This is a genomic window from Microcoleus sp. Pol12B4 (assembly GCF_036701385.1).
GTDB lineage: Bacteria > Cyanobacteriota > Cyanobacteriia > Cyanobacteriales > Microcoleaceae > Microcoleus.
In genome coordinates, this window is the sequence record NZ_JAUBQR010000001.1 from 109,095 (window position 1) to 128,845 (window position 19,751).

Consider the following 19,751-nt stretch of genomic DNA (forward strand, 5'->3'; position numbering starts at 1 on the left):
GTAGCAATTCAAAACTATTTGTAAAGTTTGTTTTCAACTCGCTCCGACTGGTTTTATTTGACGGATAATGTGGGTTTATTTATTTTGCAACCCCAGCGATTTCACTACCAAAGTATTTACTTTTCTTTACAAACAGCCGACAAAAAACGGCGCGGGAGGTAAAAAATTCGTTGCAGACTTTAAATGCGCCGCGCGATCGACTAGAGTAAAAAAAATGGCTTGATCCGTTTATTCATCGCAAAGGAAAAAAAGCTCATGGTTCAACGCGGTTCAACAGTCCGGATTCTCCGCAAAGAATCCTACTGGTATCAAGAAGTGGGCACCGTTGCTACGGTAGACCAAAGCGGCATTAAATACCCAGTTATCGTTCGCTTTAACACCGTAAATTATGCAGGCGTCAACACCAACAACTACGCCGAAAGCGAATTAGTGGAAGTGGCAGCACCCAAAGCAAAAGCGAAAACAGCGACTGCTGTAGCTTCCGGCGGCAAACAAACCACGCTCGACGAGAAAACTCGGAAAACCGGCAGCGGAGGAGCCCCCTCTCAGCCGAAAACTTCGACGGACAGCAAACCCGGCGCCGAAACGCCCGGCAGCGTCGAAGGTTCGCCTCAGGGTCAAGGAACAGAACAGCGCTAATTGTGCCAGAACTGCCAGAAGTTGAAACTATTTGCCGGGGTTTGAATCAAGCAACCCTCGATCGAGAAATGTTGGGCGGGGACGTGTTGTTAAACAGCACGATCGCCCGCTCAATCTCTGCGACCGATTTTTTGACAAAACTCAAAGGAAAGTCGATCGCCCGCTGGTACAGACGCGGCAAATATCTACTGGCAGAACTATCTCAATTCCCAGAAGGAGAAAGAGAGAAAGGGAAAGGGGGAGAATTTAGAGCTCAAACTCCAAGCTCTTCCCCTCTTCCTTCTTCCTTCCTCCTTCCTTCAAAAGCCGGCTGGTTGGGCGTTCACCTCCGAATGACCGGGCAACTGCTGTGGGTGAACAGATCCGAACCCCTGCAAAAACACGCGCGAGTGCGACTGTTTTTTGAAGGAAACCAAGAATTGCGGTTTGTAGACCAGCGCACGTTTGGGCAAATGTGGTATGTGCCTGAAGAAACCGAGGTTTCCAGCACAGTTATCGGTCTGAAACTCTTAGGCCCCGAACCGTTTTCCGACGAGTTTACAACAGAATATTTGGCCCGCAAGCTGCACCGGCGGGCGCGACCCATAAAAACAGCTTTGCTAGACCAGTCACTGATAGCTGGTTTGGGCAATATTTACGCAGACGAAACTTTGTTTTTGTCGGGAGTGATGCCCACAACTCTGTGCGCGGATTTGACCGCAGAGCAAATTGGGCGCATCCATACAGCTATTATTCAAGTTTTACAGAAGGCGATCGCATCCGGCGGCACTACTTTTAGCAATTTTCTCAACGTCCAAGGTGTCAACGGCAACTACGGCGGCGTCGCTTGGGTGTACAATCGCGCCGGTCAACCCTGCCGCACTTGCTCCACAACCATCGAACGTATAAAATTAGCAGGGCGATCGACTCATTTTTGCCCCGCGTGTCAGCAATAAGCAGAAGGAAGAAGGAAGAAGGAAGAAGGAAGAGGGAACAAGGCGCAAGAGGAAAGAAGGAAAAAGAAGGAAGAGGGCAGAGGGAACAAGGCGCAAGAGGAAAGAAGGAAAAAGGAACAAGGCGGAAGAGGAAAGAAGGAAGATGGAAGAACTGATATCTTGTACCATTGTCAATAAGGCTGTCAGGGGCGGGCGGGGCACTGAGCCCACAAGAATATTGAACTATTGTGAAACAGGCCCGAAATCTTGTTAAGCGAGAATGGGTGCCAGAGGTCAGAAGAAAGAAGAAGTCCTTTCCAGGCAAATCTAGATTAAAATTTGTATAGTTTTTTAAACTAAACAAAGCAAGTTATGGCAATCAAGAAAGGCAGTATAGTTCGCGCGGTACGCGAAAAATTGGAAAACAGTCTAGAAGCCAAAGCCAGCGACCAGCGCTTTTCCTCCTATATATTTGAAACAAAGGGCGAAGTGATGGATGTTCGCGGCGACTATGCCTTCGTCAAATTTGGCAAAGTTCCCACCCCGAATATTTGGCTGCGGGTAGACCAACTAGAAGATTTTAAGTAACTCACCAAAACTAAACATCACTGCTCTTAATGTAGCGAAGGGTGCACACCGCGCACCTTTCCCCAATTAAGCTGATTGCTAAAATCTAAAATCTACCATCTACAATCTAAAATCCAATGAATTCTCCATCAAACCGCGTATCAATTATTGGTGCAGGCAAAGTGGGCAGTACCTTAGCCCAGCGAATTGCTGAGAAAAATCTGGCAGATGTAGTATTGCTAGATATTGTGGAGGGTTGGCCGCAGGGCGTTGCTTTAGATTTGATGGAAGCCAGGGGAGTGGAACGCCACGATCGCCAAATTGTCGGTACAAATGATTATACAGATACAGCCAACTCAAATATCATAGTAATTGCCGCCGGAGTTCCGCGCAAACCCGGTATCAATCGGGAAGATTTAATTAAAATTAATGCTCGAATTGTCACGGAAGCATCAAAACAGGCGATAGAGCATTCTCCCGAAGCAATCTTAATCGTCATCACCAATCCCCTAGATATCATGACTTATTTAGCTTGGGAAGCTGCGGATTTGCCAAAACACCGAGTCATGGGTATGGGGGGAGTTCTCGACTCCGCCCGCTTTCAAACTTTTATTGCCATGGAATTGGGCGTTTCAATTGCTGAAATCAATGCAACTGTCATTGGTTCTCATGGCGATTTGATGGTTCCTTTGCCACGCTATTCTACTGTCAACGGTATTCCCATTAATCAACTTATGGATGCTGCGGCGATCGATCGAATCGTACAGCGAACTCGCCACGGCGGCGCAGAAATTGTCGGATTGATGAAGATTAGTAGTGCTTATTTTGCACCCGCATCTTCTGCCTGTTTGATGGTAGAATCAATTTTACTCAATCAGTCACGACTGTTGCCTTGCTCCGTTTATTTGCACGGCGAATACGGCGTGCAAGATATATGTTTGGGGGTTCCTTGTCGCTTGGGATATCAGGGAGTCGAACAGGTAGTAGAACTCGAACTCAGCGATAGGGAAAGAGCAGCCTTTATCGAGTCGGGCAAAGTGGTTGCCCAAAATATTGAGGAAGCCAAGGCAATATTGAAAACGGCTTCTTAAGCTTGTAGCAGTTCGGCGATCGCAGCAGCCCGCTGACCACTTCAATATAATAATTTATATTGAGTATGACAGGGCGATCCATCAGTCGGAAGTTGGCTTCTCGGATTTCCACCGCGCTTGGATAAAAAATATCATTGATCGTGCTTGTGAGGCTGTATTTCACAAGCCGAAAAATGGCAGCAAGGAACCGATCTATAAATATAAAATTTACTTTCAAAAAATTGGTAAAAACGCAAAAACTGACAAAAGCAGTTGAACTTGGTCTGCGTGACAATACCATCAGAGTTTCTCTACAAATTCAAGCAAAAACCTGCCATCTTTTCTTTACTACTAAACCAACAGCAGAAGCAGCCGGTTTTGGCTTATCTCTCCCTCGCGAGCCGATTGCCGAACTACACGGTGGCACTTTAAAGGTAGAAACTGAAATGTGAGTTTATACGAAATTTATCATTACTTTGCCAAAACTTTAATCGTCGCGATCGCCCTTTCTATTGATCAAGCTTGAAATACCTTTATTTTACCCAAAAATGTGAGAGCCTAAATGTTTGTATTATTTAAAATTTTTACACTTGTTGTCAAAAATCACAAAAATTCGGCAAAAGTCTCCGCGCGTGCGAAGCTATCCCGAACGCGCGTTCGGGACCGTTGCGGTAGAAAATCGCCTTTGAGTTGAGCCAATTTAACCATAGCCTGCAACTACCTCAACTGTTTGACCGAAAACTAACCTCTGATTCTGTGAATTTTAATCATGTTAAAAAATTTATATTCCTTACATAAAAAGATGAGAATGCAAGGAAAAACATCTCAAACTTCTGGTTACCCTAAAGGCTGTAAAAAATATAATTTACGACAGATAAATCAAGCATTACTTAAAACTCTAGAAAAGGCGATGGTCTAAGTTTAGACAAATTTTAATAGAGGCGAACCCAACAGGATATTCGTTCGCCAAAACAAAGAAACCCTTGCTAGAGTTTTCGGTAATAATAAAAAGGTGACAATTGCAACCGAAGGCGAACCAAAAAATGTCAAAATTAGTCAGAGATGCTCCTGCCTATCGCGAAATGGAACCGAGTTTCTTCGTTCCACTTTCGGAGCTTCCCTGACTTAATTACGTTAAAAAACCGAGTTTATGTGTAAGTTTGCTTAGCATTATTCTCAATAATTGACAATTTATGACGTAGCAAGTTATGCCTTTTTTCAGTAAATGTACGGAACCTAAGATGCTCGATTGATTTCCCAATCTCGAAAGAATACGGAAATGCAGCCTGAGTATCTGCTAAGTGGTAGCAGAAGGAGGAAAATATGTTCTTTGCCTTTTTGAGTTACCAGACTCAACTTGCAGAGCGCTATTGAGATGCCATCAACCTCGATACCAAACCGCAAAATAACTAAAGAAAAAGCATTATGTTTCATGAATACCTGTATCACGAAGTAACCAACCTGCGCGAGAAACTAGCTCACCTAGAAAGAGAAATGCAGTCTCAAACCTGGTTCAAAAAGCTGCAAGCGCTGATGGGAGTTATTAGCAAAATTCGTGAATCCCTAGACTTAGAAACAATATTCAAAATCACAGCCACCGAAGTTCGGCAACTCCTAAATGCCGATCGAGTCGCAGTCTACCGCTTTCTTCCCGAATCCGAAGGGAATGAGGGCGAAGTAGTGTCCGAAGACGTACTGCCCCAATATAGCCCATTTTTGGGAACCAGAGTCCGCGACTACTGCTTCGGCGAACAATTTGCAGCTAAATACACCAAAGGATACGTTCAAGCAGTCACGGACATCTACAAAGCCCGGTTGAGCCCTTGTCACCTCAAAATCCTCAAGCGATTTCAAATCCGAGCCAACTTAGTCGTACCCCTACTGCAGGGGAAACATTTGTGGGGATTGCTGTGCATTCACTCCTGCGGTCAACCCCGCCAGTGGCAAGAAGACGAAATCGAATTTGCCAAACAAGTAGGCGACCATTTAGCAGTTGCCATCTACCAAGCCGAACTGCACTTGCAAACCCAGAGGCAAATAGCAGAAATCGAATCCACGCAGCAGAAACTCCGCGACAGCGAGCAAAAATATCACCAAATTCTCGATTCGATCGCCGATATAGTATTAGTCAAAGGCCCTCAATCAAAAATCGTCTGGGCTAATAAAGCATTCCGCGACTATTACGGCATGACTCAAGAGGAACTTCAAGGAATCGTAGACGCACCTTTCTCCGCTCCCGACCATACTCTCGAGTACATTAAAGATGACGCCTTCGTATTTGAAACCGGACAGACTCTAGAAATTTCCGAAGAACCGATCACGCGGCACGATCAAGAAGTGCGAATGTTTAGTACAGTCAAAACACCCATCCGCAACGCAGACGGCCAAATCGTCATGACAATCGCCGTCTCCCGCGACATGACCGAACGCAACAAAACAGAAGAAGCCGTCAAAGCCAGTGAAACCAAATACCGCAGCCTGGTAGAAACATCCCAAGACATGATTTGGTCGGTCGATGCTTCAGGATGCTACACCTTCGTCAACCCCGCAGTTAAGTATATCTACGGTTACGAACCAGAAGAAATGATCGGTCGGCCGTTCTCCGACTTTGTAACACCAGAACAAAGCCAGAAAGATTTAGAAGTTTTCGCCCGCCTGGTGGCCGGAGAATCAATTTTCCAGTACGAAACCACCCAAATCGCCAAAGACGGCAGCATGAAACATTTAATGTTTAACGCCATTGCCCTCTACGACGAAACGGGAAACTTCCTCGGCACGACCGGTACAGCCACCGACATTACCGATCGCAAGCGAGCAGAAGCAGCCTTACAACACGCCAACGCAGAACTAGAGCGCCGAGTAGAAGCACGCACGGCAGAACTGCGCCAGACTTTTGCCGCCCTCACGGCCAGCGAAGCCAGGTTCCGGACTATCGCGGCCACCATCCCCGGAGCTCTGTTCCAATTTTGCAGCAGCCAGGGAGTGTGGAGAGTTGACTACATGAGCGATCGCATCGAAGATATTACCGGCGTCACAGCAGCAGAAATGATGCAAGACTTAAATACATTCATTTCTCGAATCCACCCCGAAGACTTGGAAGCCCACCTCGCTTCGGTCAACGAAGCCGTAGAAAACCTCTCTCCCTGGCACTATGAAGGGCGGTTAGTCAAGCCAGACGGCGAGATTCGCTGGTGGCAAGGCGACTCAATGCCCACCCGCAGCGAGAACGGTGACATAGTATTTTGCGGTGTCCTGCTCGATATCACCGATCGCAAAGTTGCCGAAACCGCCATCCGTAAAAGCCAGCGGCAGCTAAAAGATGCCCAGAGACTTGCCCACGTCGGAAATTGGGAACTCGACGCAGCCACCGAAACCCTCACTTGGTCGGAAGAACTTTTCCGCATCTTCGGGCTCGAATCGGCAGCCTTTGCGCCCAACTTAGCCGAACAGGTCGCTCAGATTCATCCAGAAGATTTGGAATTGTGGCAAACTCAAGTGCAACAGGGACTCGCAACAGGCATCCCTTTTGATTTTGACTTTCGCCTGTACCGTCCCGACGGCATCTTGCGACACGTGAACGCCCTGGGCAAAGCCGAAACCGATGTGAACGGCAAGGTGGTAAAACTGTTCGGTACGGTGATCGACATTACCGATCGCAAAGCCGCCGAAGCAGCACTACGGCAATCAGCAGTCGAGTTAGAAGACAGAGTAAGCGATCGCACGGCTGAACTTTCCCAAGCAGTCACCCAATTAGAACAAGAAATTGGCGATCGCAAACAGGCAGAAGCAGCGCTGCAACTTTCCGAACAAAACCTGCGAACCATATTTAACAATGTCTACGATGCTATCTTCATTCACGATTTAGAAGGAAACATTCTCGATGTCAATAATCGAATGTTAGAAATGTACGGAGTTAGCCCCGAACAAGCAACAAAATTATCAATTAAACACGACTATTCAACAGACGACAATCCTATTGAAAAAATGGAAGAACTTTGGGAAAGAGTATTAGCAGGCGAAACAGGTCGCGTGGAATGGAAAGCGAGGCGTCCCAAGGACGGTTCAACTTTTGATGCAGAAATTGCCCTGTCCAAAATAAATCTCAACGGCAATCTCAGCATCATTGCCAACGTCAGAGATATTAGCGATCGCAAACAGGCAGAAGCAGAACTGCAACACGCTCAAAATTTTATGGAATCTGTGCTCAAAACCATACCCGTAGGAGTGGTTGCCAAGGATGCTCAAGAACTGCGGTTTGTTCTGTGGAACCCCGTAGCTGAAAAGTTACTCGGTTTCAGTGAAGCAGAAGTTATCGGCAAAAATGACTACGACTTTTTCCCAACAGAACAAGCTGATTTTTTCACCGCCAAAGACAGGGAAGTTCTCAACAGCGCGCACATTGTAGACATCGCCGAAGAAGAGATTAAAACGAGCCAAGGAGAAAAGCGGATATTTCATACCAAGAAAACAGCAATACTCGATGCTGATGGCAAACCGCAATATCTATTAGCTGTCATCGAAGACATTACCGATCGCAAGCGGGGAGAAATTGCCTTGAGGCGATCTTCAGCCCGACTCAGACAGCAGGCAGAGCGAGAAAAATTGCTCAACAACCTCACGACTCAAATCCGCAATTCCCTCGATTTCGACAGCATTATTGCTGTCGCCGTCCAAGAAATTCGGGCTTTCATGCAGATAGATCGGTGCTATTTTTCCTGGTACCGCAGCGAACAAGAAGAGGCTTTTTGGGAAATTATTCAAGAATCTCGCAGAATAGAACTTCCCAATTTAATAGGTTGCTATAAAGCTTCTGATTTTGGCACGATAGGAGAACAGATGTTGCGTCTAGAAACGCTGCAAATCGATGATGTCGGATCGCTCGCAGACCCTGTTTGGAGAAGGTCTCTTAACTCTCTAGGCTACCAATCTGTGTTGGCAATTCCGATGCAGGCACTTTCGGGAGTAGTGAGTGTTATTACCTGCGCCCACTCTGCGGCTGTGCGACCCTGGAGTGAGGGCGAAGTAGAATTATTGCAAGCGGTTACAGTTCAATTGGCGATCGCTCTCAACCAAGCCGATCTTTACGCCCAAACTCGCAATAAAGCTCGCGAATTAGAGCAAACCTTGCAGAAATTAACCAGCACTCAATCGCAGTTAATTCAAAATGAAAAAATGTCAAGTCTCGGTCAACTTGTGGCAGGAGTCGCCCACGAAATCAACAACCCAGTTAACTTTATTTACGGCAATCTCAGCCACGCCAACGACTATACCCAAGACTTGCTGCACCTGATCGAACTTTACCAAAACCACTATCCCGATCCCGTCCCGGAAATTCAAGAGGAAGTAGACAATATTGAACTCGACTTTTTGATGGAAGACTTGCCAAAGTTGCTTTCTTCAATGAAAGTCGGTGCAGACAGAATTCAGCAAATTGTTGCTTCTCTCCGCACATTTTCCCGCATGGACGAAGCGGAAAAGAAAGCAGTCAACATCCACGACGGCATAGATAGCACCCTGATGATTTTGCAGCACCGACTCAAAGCTAAACACAATCACCCAGAAATTGAGGTGATTAAAGAATACACTCAACTTCCCTTAGTAGAATGTTATGCCGGACAGTTAAATCAAGTATTTATGAACATCTTGAGCAATGCTTTGGATGCTTTGGAAGAACGGGATCAGCGCCGTTCTGCTGAAGAAATGCGGCAACAGCCCAGCCAAATCCGCATCCGCACTGAAATATCGCCAGCGGGCAAGGTAATCATTCGGATTTCTGACAACGGGCCGGGAATACCGGAGACAGTAGGCACTCGACTTTTTGACCCGTTTTTTACCACTAAACCTGTGGGTAAAGGCACTGGGATGGGCTTGTCGATTAGCTATCAAATTGTTACAGACAGACACAACGGGTCGCTCAAATGCAGTTCTTCTCCGGGACAGGGTACAGAATTGACGATCGAGATTCCCCTCAAAGCTAATTGTTAATGGGGAATTGGTAAGTTGTAATTGGCAATTGGCAACTGCAAAAGCGTTACTGTGCGTCAGTTTGGTAACTTTAAACCATTTCAAATCCGGTAGCATCGTCTTGATAAAATCCAGTCAATAGTCAACAATCACCGACGGTGCAACCGGAATTAATCTAATTCATCTGCGTTAATCTGTGTTGATATGCCATCATCTGCGGTTTTAAAAAGATAATTGATCTGGCCGCAGATGACAATGAGTTAACGCGGATTCACGCAGATTAATAATTCCGATGCTAACAGATTAGATATCATCACCAAAAATCTAATTTTGATGCACCATTTATTCCTTGGTGCATCAGTTTTGAGATTGTGAGTTTGTAGCAAAAATGTCTTCACGGGGTGACGCACTATTTATCAATGTGTAACTCACTCAGTCCATAATTGCTTGATTACCGAGATTTATCAGGATTTCTGTCACGGCAGAACTGTCCAAAGGTTTAGAAAACCAATATCCCTGAGCTAATTCGCAGTCGAGTTCTCGAAGCTGTGCTAACTGTTCGCCTGTCTCTACACCTTCGGCGATCGCATTCAATCCCAAATTGTGAGCCAAAGTTACGATCGCCCGCACAATCTGCAAAGGCTGACCCCCGTCGTCACCATTTTCGACAGCCCCCAAGCGGCTTACAAAGGATCGATCGATCTTCAGTGTATCCAGCGGAAAACGGTGCAAGTAACTCAAAGACGAATACCCAGTACCGAAATCGTCGATCGACAATCGAATATTTCTACTTTTTAATTGGGATAGCACAATATTGGCTTTCTTGACATTTTCCACGATCGCACTTTCAGTAATCTCCAATTTTAAACAGCTCGGATCGCAGCCAGTTTCTGCTAAAATTTCATCGATTTCCTCGATTAAATTCGGCATACCTAACTGTTTAGGAGAGAGATTGACGCTCATTGTTAATTGCGAAGGATCAATAATGGGTAATTTAAACTTCGCAATTGGTACCTGGGAAGTGGTACTGAACGTAGCCGAAGTATTTGTTATTGGGAATTGAGAATTGGTAATAGATGAGTGGAAATCGGTAATCGGGAATTGGTAACTGGGAATTGGTAATTTTTTACCGATTCTTTCTTCCCTGTGACCAATACTGGCACTACGCTCAGTAAAAGTTCCGTGTTCCTCATTCCCTGTATCTGTTACATCAGTTAAATCTCCTACATTGCCCGTTCCCTTCTTCCCTGTTGTTACCCGGAGCGAAGTCGAAGCGCCTTCTTCCTTCTGGTTAGCCTGAGCGACTTGTCCTGAGTGAAGCCGAAGGGAGTGGAAGGGTCTTGTTCCGACTTCCATTGGACTTCTTCCTTGTTCCTCGGTTAACATTTCTTGCCAAATCCGCAATTGCTGACAAGCTTCCCGTAACACCCAGGCTCCCAGAGGCACGATCAAACCTGTTTCTTCAGCTACAGGGATAAAAGTAGACGGTGGAACTAAACCCCGAACTGGGTGGTGCCAGCGCACCAAGGCCTCAAAACCTTCGAGCGCACCGCTGGCGATCGAAACAATCGGTTGGTAGTGCACAATAAAGTGCGAACATTGATTCTTGCTCTCTCCTAATTCCTCCTTGCCCAAAATAGCCAACCGCAGGTCATTTTCTAACTGCAACAGCGACATAGTTTGGTCGTGCATCGCCAAATTAAACACTTCGTGGCGGGCCTTACCCAAAGCTTTAGCGCGGTACATAGCGATGTCAGCATCGCGTAGGAATTCTTCTGGGTGAGTGTACGAATTTGATGCGCCACTGGCGGTGGCTTCGCCTCGACTGAAAACAATGCCAATGCTAGCGGTGGTAAATACTTCGTGCCCTTCGAGATGAAACGGCTTCGTCAGTTCTTTTTGTATCTTTTTAGCTGCGAGGGTGGCGTCGCTGAGGCTCTGAATGTGGTCTAGCAGGATGGTGAATTCGTCTCCTCCCAGCCGGGCGACGGTATCAGAAACCCGGACGCAGGTTTGCAGTCGCTCCGCAAGGGCGATTAGCAATTTGTCGCCTAAAACGTGTCCTAAAGAATCATTAACTACTTTGAAGCGGTCTAAATCTAGGAAAAGTAAACCAAATTTGTAATCGGGGGACTGATTGGCTCGGCGGATGGCTTGTCCTAGCCTGTCGATGAACAAAACCCGGTTGGGCAAACCCGTCAGCGCATCGTGAAAAGCGCCGTGCAGTAGTTGCCGTTCTACTCGTTTGCGCTCGGTGACATCTCGGATAATAATCTGGCCGGCAGTGGAGCCTTGATAAGTAGCGGGGATGCCCGCCATTTCAACGTCTATTATTTGTCCGTCGAGCCGCATCAGTTTTTGTTCGGCAAGGTCGAGTGGCTGATTTTCTATCTCGACTAGCCGAATGCGCTCTGTGGCTATTTCCACATAGTTTGGATGGACGAAATGCAATACTGGAAAGCCGATTAGCGCCTCGGGAGAGCTCGCACCGAGGAGTTTTGCGCCTGCTGCATTGATGTAAGCGATTTTCCCTTGACTGTGAACGGCGATCGCTTCGGGAGATAGTTCTACTAAACGGCGATAGCGTTCTTCACTTTCTTTGAGAGATACTATCAACTCGCATCGCTCTTTTTCAGCCCGCTGGCGTTCGACTTCCATGTTGTGAACCGCCAGAATTTTGCCAATACTTTGAGCCATCAATTCTATAATTTCTATTTCCTCATACTTGAACTTTCTTTTTTTGATCTCTCGCGAACTAAAACTCAAGGTACCGTAAGTTTTATTGTTAACAAAGATCGGCGTTCCGATGTAAGATTCCGCCTGGCAGTTCTGATAAGCAGGATGTTCGCGCATCTCAATATCTGCTCCTATATGAGAATACGCAACTGTTTTGTTAAGTTTAATGACTGCCGCGCAGTAAGTATCGCTGAGGTTCAATTCTAAACCTCGCACAAAGTATTCTAACTCTGTTTTAGCTGCTCGGACAATAAAAGTCTCGTTGTCAACTTCCGCCATGATGCCCATAGAAAGTCCAAACATCAAACAGCCTGCTGTTAGATAATCGTCAACCAGTTCTTCAAAGTTTTGATAATGATAAGTTGTAATCCGGTGTAAGTGTTTGAGATTAGCGCTAAAAGCTGCTAAAGCTTGAGAATTTAAAAATAATTCTTCTTCCGATCGCTGGCGGTCGGTAATGTCTGTTTGCACTCCAATAAAGTGGGTTAAGTGTCGCCGCGAGTTGTAAACCGGAGCGATCGACAGTTCGTGCCAAAAAGGGGTGCCGTCTTTCCGAAAGTTGCGTAATATAACTTGAGATTCTCTGCCTTCTTCAATCGCAATTCGCAATTCTTTGGCAGCGGGGGTGTGAGTGTCTGTGCCCTGCAAAAATCTGCAATTTTTGCCCATTAACTCGTCTCTGCTATAACCAGTAATCCGCTCAAAACTGGGATTGACATAAATAATCGGATTATCTGCAACGGTCGCGTCGGTGATTGCAATGCCGTTGCTGCAACTTTCGATCGCCCGTTCCATCATTTGTAAGCGCTCTTGCGATCGAATCCGCTCGATCGCCGCAGCTAACACGTTAGCGATCGCTTCTACAAAATAAACGTCATCTTGACTGAAAACCCGCTCTTGGCTGGTATGAACCCCCAAAATGCCCCAGGCCTGCGAGGAGGAACTGCTGGCTGGTTCTGCTTGTCCCCAATTGCTCCCCAGCCCCCGATTGCCGGGAATGATGACAGTAAGGCCGCTGACAGCCCGGTGGTTGTGCAGCAGCGGCAACTCGCTAAAGCGCGTTTCCACCCGCAAATCTTCGACGATTGTCGGTTCGCCCACTAGCAATGTGTAACCTGCTTGCGATCGGGCAGAAGCGGCAACAGTAGCGCTGCCGACGAGGCCCGGCTGCCAGCCAACCCCCGCTCGCAGCAGAAAAGCATGACCAGAGGGCAACAGTTCTAACAACTGGCAATAATCAACGTCCAGGGTTTGAGCAATTAAAACCGCAGCTTTGTCCATAAGTGCCGACAAATCTGTTTCGGCGAGGGCCTGCTGCCCCAAGTAAGCGACGGCCGCTTGCTGGCGGGCCCGCGAATGGATTGAGGTGAGCAATTCCTGCTCCTTGGCGGCCGCTCGCTTCCGATCAGTAATATCGCTGAACACCGACAGAACAGCTTTCCCTGACACCAATGTCAGATACCGCATCGATACACTTGCCCAAAACAGCGTACCGTCAGCTTTTTTAAGCCGGACTTCTGTCTCGCGGACGTGTTCGTTGCGGGCGAGCCGCAACAGCAATTCCTGGCGCTCTGCAGGGTTGTGGTAGAGCATTTCGGCTTTTTGGCGCTCGATCGACTTGAATCCTGTGAACCCGAAAGTCTGACGGCATAAATCGTTACTATAAAGAATTGTGCCGTCCGCCAGACTGCTGACGATCAGGGGCATCGGCATCGAGTTGCCGATCGTCAGCAGTAATTCTTTGGTTCCTTCGAGCTCTTTGTACAAGTCTGGCTTGGAGGCCCAGCCGTGACAGTCTTCAGAGTTTTCAGGGATAAAACTTTCCATTGTTTAATCGATCCATTAGCAGGACAACTTTTTTAAACTTGTGGTTAATGACGATTTCAGATGCAGAGCACTGGTAAAAACTGAAGACTTAATTTCATTTGTCAATCAGTAAGATTACTCAAAAAAACTGCTTTTCTAGGAGTAGAAAATTCGCGATTTGGGAGTGGGTGGGCATAAATATGGCGATCGGCATGATTCCTCGATCGCGCCAATCTGAGTTTTGTACCCAAAATCCGAGTAAATTCTGAGCATAATTGCTCATTGACAAATGCTTCCAGCTTGAGTTGTCAGGGATGAATGCAGACGACGATCGACAGTAGCCCACAACACATTAATCTTAACCACAACAATGCAATTGAATGCCTCTAAACTGCTGGGCTGGAGTTCGATATTCTGCACTCCCGGTGGAGAACACATCTGTCTTTGGTATGACAATCTACTGTTTTTAAAGTTGCGTTAAGTTTTTATAAGAGCGAGGTACTTTACCCAATGTGCAGCGGAAGCTCCTAATCTAAAAAGTAAAGTCACCTGCTTGCCAACCACTGAATACTATCCGAGGAGAGAGGAGAAATGCTTGAATCTTACCGCCGTACCGCTGCCGAACGGGCCGCTTTGGGAATTCCACCGCTGCCGCTAGACGCCCAGCAAACGTCGGAACTGTGTGAACTGCTGAAAAATCCGCCGGCTGGAGAAGAAGAAACGTTAATAGAATTATTGCGAGATCGCGTCCCGCCCGGAGTAGACAACGCCGCCTACGTCAAAGCTGGTTTTTTAACTGGCATTGCTAAAGGCGAAATCCACAGCCCCCTAATTGCTCCCAAATGGGCAGTTTACCTGCTGGGGACAATGATGGGCGGTTACAACGTCCAATCTTTAATCGATTTGCTCAACCCCACTGCCGAAATCGCCATTCCCGCCACCGCCGCCCGGGCACTGAGCAAAACGTTGTTAGTATTCGACGCTTTCCACGACGTTATAGCTTTGTCTGATACTAATCCCTACGCCAAGCAGGTAGTCGATTCTTGGGCGGATGCCGAGTGGTTTACAGGTCGTCCTGTGTTGCCAGAAGCGATTACCGTTACAGTCTTCAAAGTTCCTGGAGAAACCAATACTGACGACTTATCGCCTGCACCTCATGCTACCACGCGGCCGGACATTCCCCTACACGCTTTGGCGATGCTCGAAAGTAAGATGCCAGGAGCTTTGCAAACCATTGCAGACTTGAAGCAAAAAGGTCATCCCGTAGCCTATGTTGGTGATGTTGTCGGTACCGGTTCGTCGCGGAAATCGGCGATTAATTCCGTGCTCTGGCACATTGGCAATGATATTCCGTTTGTGCCGAACAAGCGCAGTGGCGGTTATATTTTAGGAAGTGCGATCGCCCCGATTTTCTTCAATACCGCTGAAGATTCCGGCGCATTGCCGATCGAATGCGATGTCTCCAAAATGGAAACAGGAATGGTAATTACCATCCATCCCTACAAAGGCGAAATCACCAACGAAGCCGGAGAAACCATCTCCACCTTCACCCTCAAACCCGACACAATCCTAGACGAAGTTCGTGCCGGTGGTCGAATCCCGCTATTAATTGGACGAACTTTAACCGACAAAACCCGCGCAGCTTTAGGACTAGAACCTAGCACTATTTTTACCCGTCCCACAATCCCAGTAGATACGGGCAAAGGCTTCACTTTAGCACAAAAGATGGTAGGCAAAGCTTGCGGTTTGTCCGGCGTTCGTCCCGGTACATCTTGCGAACCAGTCATGACAACAGTCGGCTCGCAAGATACTACCGGGCCTATGACTCGGGACGAATTAAAAGAACTTGCTTGTTTGGGATTTAGCGCCGATTTGGTAATTCAAAGTTTTTGCCATACGGCCGCTTATCCCAAACCAGTTGATGTCAAAACTCACCATGAATTACCCGATTTCATGTCACAGCGGGGCGGCATAGCTTTGCGGCCTGGAGACGGCATTATTCACTCCTGGCTGAATCGAATGTTATTGCCGGATACAGTGGGAACTGGCGGAGATTCTCACACTCGTTTTCCTTTGGGAATTTCCTTTCCTGCTGGTTCGGGACTGGTGGCATTTGCTGCTGCCTTGGGCGTTATGCCTTTGGATATGCCGGAATCGGTATTAGTCCGGTTTAAAGGTGAGTTGCGGCCGGGAGTAACGCTCAGGGATGTTGTGAATGCAATTCCCTATGTGGCGATTCAAAAAGGTTTGCTGACAGTCTCGAAACAGAATAAGAAGAATGTCTTTTCTGGGCGGATTATGGAGATTGAAGGTTTGCCTGATTTGAAGGTCGAGCAGGCTTTTGAATTGACCGATGCTTCTGCCGAGCGTTCTTGCGCTGGATGCACGATTAAATTGAGCGTAGAGACTGTTTCCGAGTACATTCGTTCTAATGTCGCGCTGCTGAAAAATATGGTGGCGCGGGGCTATCAAGATGCGCGGACGATGATGCGCCGGGTGGCTAAAATGGAGGAATGGCTGGCAAATCCGGTGCTGATGGAGGCGGATGCTGATGCGGAATACGTTGAAATCATCGAAATAGATTTGAACGACATTACAGAACCCATTGTGGCTGCTCCGAATGACCCGGATAATGTTAAGTTGTTGAGTGAGGTTGCGGGCGATCGCGTTGACGAAGTATTTGTCGGTTCCTGTATGACAAATATCGGTCACTACCGCGCCACTGCGAAGGTGTTGGAAGGTGCAGGGGAAGTGAAAACTCGCCTGTGGATTTGCCCGCCCACTCGCATGGACGAACAGCAACTCAAAGAAGAAGGTTATTACAGCATTTTTGGAGCCGCTGGAGCTCGCACAGAAATGCCTGGATGCAGTCTGTGTATGGGCAATCAAGCGCGGGTTAAAGATGCGACAACAGTGTTTTCAACTTCTACTCGCAACTTTAACAATCGCATGGGCAAAGACGCGCAAGTTTATCTCGGTTCTGCCGAGTTAGCTGCTGTTTGTTCGCTGTTAGGTCGAATTCCCACAGTCCAAGAATACAATGATATTGTCTCGAAAAGAATCGATCCTTTTGCTAGTGATTTGTATCGGTATTTGAATTTCGATCAAATTGCTGGTTTTGAGAATGAAGGCAGAGTGATTGCTTTGGAAGATATGCCTCACATTGAGGATATTTTGGGGATTCCAGATGGTGTATTGAGCAAGTAAAAAGCGGGGCGGGAAATTGCCCGCCTTTTGTTTATAAAATGAGTAAATAATAGAAAGGAGAAAAGTAATTATGTCGGAACAATTTTTAAGCAGGGAAAGCCAAGGGACAGTAAAATCCGCGCCCCCAACTTATACAATTGAAGGCAAAGAGAGCGATCGCCCTTAAGCCAGCCCATCGCGGAATTTCTCCGCGTAATTCAGCAAACTCCCAGAGAATATTGGCCGAATTTACTTCAGATGATGCGCTTATTTATGGAAACGGTGACTGTAAAGCCCGTATTGTCCGAGCCTCCCCAGACATCTGAGAAAATAGACATTACTAAACTGTCGCTGGAGGAACGGATACAAAGAAATCAAGGTGCCATTGAATTATTGCGATCGTGGCGAGAAGAGGATGACGAACAAGAGCAAAAAGAAACTGCGGAATATCTAGAACAGGTGATAAATGAAGATCGGATGTCTAATCGACCCTTGTTTCAAAGAGCAGAATAATCATTTTGGATTCTGGCCCATTAGGGATGGTAACAAACCCTCAAGCCAAACCTCCTTATTTGGAATGCCAACTTTGGTTAGACTCTTTACTACAAAATGGCGAAATAGTAATCCTGCCTGAAATTGCTGATTAGGAGGTGCGGCGAGAATTGATTCGAGCGGGAAAAGAGAGAGGTATCCGAAAACTTGACCTATTCAAGAATGTCCTTACATATCGTCCTTTGACTACAGAAGTAATGCTTTTGGCCGCTCAGTTGTGGGCGCAAGCTAGAATGAGAGAAAGACCAACCGCAGAAGCCAATGCACTTGACGGGGATGTGATTTTGGCGGCTCAAGCAATATTGGAGGCAAGTGAAGGAAATCACGTGGTAATTGCTACAACAAATGCCCCACATTTGTTGTAGCAATTTGTTGATGCTCGCGAGTGGCGACTAATTCAGTAATTTTTAAATCGCTCGCACTTACCCACTTACCCTATCCCTGCTATACTTTGAACTACAGATATTTTTACAGACACCGTTAGCGAGATAAACAGCATGGTGGAAATAGTGGACACAATCGAAAAAATTGACGATCGCACACAAACCCGCTACTGGGGCCAAGTTACAGTCATAGACGCGGGCGATCGTTATAAGATCAATCGCATTGAAGTCAAACCGGGGCACCACATCAGCACCCAAATGCACTATCACCGCAGCGAGCACTGGGTTGTCGTCTCCGGTACCGCTAAAGTTATCTGCGACGACAAAGAGACAATTCTCATGCAGAAACAGTCAACCTACGTTCCCATGAATACTGCTCACCGCGTAGAAAATCCAGGCGTTATTCCCCTGGTGATGATTGAAATCCAAAATGGTGAATACCTCGGCGATGATGACATTATCCGCTTCGCCCAAGATTCTCACGAGGAAGATTGATCCTAGATCCAAATATGAAGCGCAATCGCAGACGCCAGGGAAAAGCTTCGCACACCGAACAATGACCGAAAGCATCCAGGATACAAGCCCCCGGATGAATCCGTCCAGAAATAAAAAACCTGTATCCGATGAAACTTGCCCCCCGAATTTATCCGTGGGGTCAATGCTTCAATTCTTTAATCTAAAATCTAAAATCGATTGACCTACGCAGCGACCGGAAACAAGATAAATCCTGCAATTAAAACTGTAGGGGCAATTTCAGAATTGCCCCTATCTTATTATATTAACTTTGTTAAGCACCAGAATTTGATATAGCAATTGGCGATCGTCCTACGGCAAAGAAGCGTTTTTCAAATCTACATTTGCCATATTGGCATTCTTTAAATTAGCACCTGTCAAGTCCGAACCGTTCAAATTTGCACCATTCAAATTTGCATTGGTCAAATTTGCATCCCGCAAGTTGACTCCCTGTACGTCTATTCCCGACACACTGCCACCTCTGAGGCTGATATTAGATAAATTCGCAACTGACTGGCGAGCATTTCTCAAGTTTGCACCCGCCAAATTGGCGCTTTCTAAATTGGCGCCGATTAAATTAGCGCTGGTGAGGTTAGTATTTTTCAAACTCGCAATCACTAAACCCGCCAAACTCAGATTAGCGCGGCTCAAATCAGCACCCTCCAAATTAGCCCCGTGCATTTTAGCCGCAATTAAACTCGCACCTTGCAATTTAGCTTGTTTCAGATTTGCTTCATTCAGTTTGGCTTCGTTCAAATTTGCACCGTTCAAATTTGCACCGCTCAGATTCGCACCGCTCAAATCTGCGCCAGTTAAATCTGTACCAGCAAGTTGCGCTCCTGTCAAGTCACATTGGTTACATTTTTTAGTTTCTAAGAGTTGCTTGACGTGTGATACGTTTTCTGCCTTTACTGCCGAGGCAAAACCCATCGCAATTACCAGCCCTGTTGTTGTTAAAATTCCAAGTTTCATATACCCACCCTCAGCAATATCTCTCTCTTAATAATATCCCACATTATTAAAGAGGGTTGGGTGATCAGTCTCTTTGATAAACTGTGACAATCATCACCCTATTGTGTACAAAATATGCAATAATTATTGACGTTTCAACTCCCCTCTATTATTGTAACGAATTATTGCTTTTTCAGGAACCAAAAAGGAAAAGATTGCGTCGGTTCGAGACGAACGCCCGTAATGCTGTTCTGAGCAAACGTATAGTCCTTATCCTGCCAAAGAGGGATGAAAGGTACATCTTTACCCAGTATGTCTTGAATTTCGCCAAACAGGGCTTTGCGGGTTTCAGGATTTGCTTCTTTTCGTTGCTTCTCGATCAGTTCATTTACTCGATCGCTATAATAAAACGAACCCTGACCTTGACTTTGACCCTTGGAGCAGCCCTCAGCCTCGGAACCTGTCGCACA

The 19,751-nt window shown here is 46.6% G+C and carries 14 protein-coding genes and 1 pseudogene; 10 read left to right on the top strand and 5 right to left on the bottom strand.

Features of this window, described 5'->3' with window-relative positions; genetic code table 11:
- Nucleotides 1-255 precede the first annotated feature (255 nt).
- From QUA38_RS00470 to QUA38_RS00495, 6 genes are all read left to right on the top strand, one after another.
- Nucleotides 256-639, top strand: coding sequence for a photosystem I reaction center subunit IV (locus QUA38_RS00470; RefSeq protein ID WP_333097845.1), 384 nt, complete (start codon nucleotides 256-258; stop codon nucleotides 637-639).
- A gap of 2 nt (nucleotides 640-641) precedes the next feature.
- Nucleotides 642-1,574 (top strand): DNA-formamidopyrimidine glycosylase, encoded by a 933-nt coding sequence (locus tag QUA38_RS00475; RefSeq protein ID WP_333158198.1) that lies wholly within the window; start codon nucleotides 642-644, stop codon nucleotides 1,572-1,574.
- A gap of 351 nt (nucleotides 1,575-1,925) precedes the next feature.
- Nucleotides 1,926-2,141 carry an NAD(P)H-quinone oxidoreductase subunit O gene (locus QUA38_RS00480; protein ID WP_015178120.1) on the top strand — a complete coding sequence of 72 codons (216 nt, stop codon included), beginning with the start codon at nucleotides 1,926-1,928 and terminating at the stop codon, nucleotides 2,139-2,141.
- Between the two features lie 116 nt (nucleotides 2,142-2,257).
- Complete coding sequence (gene mdh / locus QUA38_RS00485) at nucleotides 2,258-3,211, top strand: malate dehydrogenase (RefSeq protein ID WP_333158200.1); 954 nt, start codon at nucleotides 2,258-2,260, stop codon at nucleotides 3,209-3,211.
- Between the two features lie 173 nt (nucleotides 3,212-3,384).
- Nucleotides 3,385-3,642 carry a hypothetical protein gene (locus tag QUA38_RS00490; RefSeq protein WP_333158202.1) on the top strand — a complete coding sequence of 86 codons (258 nt, stop codon included), beginning with the start codon at nucleotides 3,385-3,387 and terminating at the stop codon, nucleotides 3,640-3,642.
- 973 nt (nucleotides 3,643-4,615) lie between these two features.
- Nucleotides 4,616-9,175: a PAS domain S-box protein gene (locus tag QUA38_RS00495; protein ID WP_333158205.1), complete on the top strand. Its 4,560-nt coding sequence runs from the start codon at nucleotides 4,616-4,618 to the stop codon at nucleotides 9,173-9,175.
- Between the two features lie 411 nt (nucleotides 9,176-9,586).
- On the opposite strand, the gene QUA38_RS00500 is transcribed toward QUA38_RS00495, so the two are convergent.
- The 3 genes from QUA38_RS00500 to QUA38_RS00510 all read right to left on the bottom strand — a co-directional run bounded on the left by QUA38_RS00500 (nucleotide 9,587) and on the right by QUA38_RS00510 (nucleotide 14,134).
- Complete coding sequence (locus QUA38_RS00500; protein ID WP_333158207.1) at nucleotides 9,587-13,717, bottom strand: EAL domain-containing protein; 4,131 nt, start codon at nucleotides 13,715-13,717, stop codon at nucleotides 9,587-9,589.
- Nucleotides 13,718-13,835: 118 nt separating this feature from the next.
- A complete protein-coding gene (locus QUA38_RS00505; protein ID WP_333158210.1) occupies nucleotides 13,836-13,979 on the bottom strand; it encodes a hypothetical protein in 144 nt (47 codons plus the stop codon).
- Entirely contained in the window at nucleotides 13,976-14,134 is a 159-nt protein-coding gene (locus QUA38_RS00510; RefSeq protein WP_333158211.1) for a hypothetical protein, read from the bottom strand. The genes QUA38_RS00505 and QUA38_RS00510 overlap by 4 nt, the downstream gene beginning before the upstream one ends.
- 153 nt (nucleotides 14,135-14,287) lie before the next feature.
- Here QUA38_RS00510 and acnB point away from each other — a divergent pair, with 153 nt between their 5' ends.
- The 4 genes from acnB (at nucleotide 14,288) to QUA38_RS00530 (ending at nucleotide 18,312) form a co-directional block, all read left to right on the top strand.
- The gene (gene acnB / locus QUA38_RS00515) at nucleotides 14,288-16,903 is read left to right on the top strand and encodes a bifunctional aconitate hydratase 2/2-methylisocitrate dehydratase (RefSeq protein WP_333158213.1); all 2,616 of its coding nucleotides are present in this window, start codon (nucleotides 14,288-14,290) and stop codon (nucleotides 16,901-16,903) included.
- Between the two features lie 237 nt (nucleotides 16,904-17,140).
- Nucleotides 17,141-17,395: a hypothetical protein gene (locus tag QUA38_RS00520; protein ID WP_333158215.1), complete on the top strand. Its 255-nt coding sequence runs from the start codon at nucleotides 17,141-17,143 to the stop codon at nucleotides 17,393-17,395.
- Nucleotides 17,396-17,616: 221 nt separating this feature from the next.
- Complete coding sequence (locus QUA38_RS00525) at nucleotides 17,617-17,799, top strand: hypothetical protein (protein WP_333158217.1); 183 nt, start codon at nucleotides 17,617-17,619, stop codon at nucleotides 17,797-17,799.
- A gap of 132 nt (nucleotides 17,800-17,931) precedes the next feature.
- Complete coding sequence (locus tag QUA38_RS00530; RefSeq protein WP_445243229.1) at nucleotides 17,932-18,312, top strand: cupin domain-containing protein; 381 nt, start codon at nucleotides 17,932-17,934, stop codon at nucleotides 18,310-18,312.
- 330 nt (nucleotides 18,313-18,642) lie between these two features.
- On the opposite strand, the gene QUA38_RS00535 is transcribed toward QUA38_RS00530, so the two are convergent.
- Nucleotides 18,643-19,302 carry a pentapeptide repeat-containing protein gene (locus QUA38_RS00535; protein WP_333158219.1) on the bottom strand — a complete coding sequence of 220 codons (660 nt, stop codon included), beginning with the start codon at nucleotides 19,300-19,302 and terminating at the stop codon, nucleotides 18,643-18,645.
- 161 nt (nucleotides 19,303-19,463) lie between these two features.
- Nucleotides 19,464-19,751: pseudogene (locus QUA38_RS00540) on the bottom strand (ABC transporter substrate-binding protein); the annotation flags it as partial.

What these genes read in the sequence shown, in the direction of transcription:
- QUA38_RS00470 (WP_333097845.1), top strand. Translation starts at nt 256, where the DNA reads ATGGTTCAACGCGGTTCAACAGTCCGGATTCTCCGCAAAGAATCCTAC.
- QUA38_RS00480 (WP_015178120.1), top strand. Translation starts at nt 1,926, where the DNA reads ATGGCAATCAAGAAAGGCAGTATAGTTCGCGCGGTACGCGAAAAATTG.
- mdh (WP_333158200.1), top strand. Translation starts at nt 2,258, where the DNA reads ATGAATTCTCCATCAAACCGCGTATCAATTATTGGTGCAGGCAAAGTG.
- QUA38_RS00490 (WP_333158202.1), top strand. Translation starts at nt 3,385, where the DNA reads ATGGCAGCAAGGAACCGATCTATAAATATAAAATTTACTTTCAAAAAA.
- QUA38_RS00495 (WP_333158205.1), top strand. Translation starts at nt 4,616, where the DNA reads ATGTTTCATGAATACCTGTATCACGAAGTAACCAACCTGCGCGAGAAA.
- QUA38_RS00500 (WP_333158207.1), bottom strand. Translation starts at nt 13,717, where the DNA reads ATGGAAAGTTTTATCCCTGAAAACTCTGAAGACTGTCACGGCTGGGCC.
- QUA38_RS00505 (WP_333158210.1), bottom strand. Translation starts at nt 13,979, where the DNA reads ATGAGCAATTATGCTCAGAATTTACTCGGATTTTGGGTACAAAACTCA.
- QUA38_RS00510 (WP_333158211.1), bottom strand. Translation starts at nt 14,134, where the DNA reads ATGTGTTCTCCACCGGGAGTGCAGAATATCGAACTCCAGCCCAGCAGT.
- acnB (WP_333158213.1), top strand. Translation starts at nt 14,288, where the DNA reads ATGCTTGAATCTTACCGCCGTACCGCTGCCGAACGGGCCGCTTTGGGA.
- QUA38_RS00520 (WP_333158215.1), top strand. Translation starts at nt 17,141, where the DNA reads ATGATGCGCTTATTTATGGAAACGGTGACTGTAAAGCCCGTATTGTCC.
- QUA38_RS00530 (WP_445243229.1), top strand. Translation starts at nt 17,932, where the DNA reads ATGGTGGAAATAGTGGACACAATCGAAAAAATTGACGATCGCACACAA.
- QUA38_RS00535 (WP_333158219.1), bottom strand. Translation starts at nt 19,302, where the DNA reads ATGAAACTTGGAATTTTAACAACAACAGGGCTGGTAATTGCGATGGGT.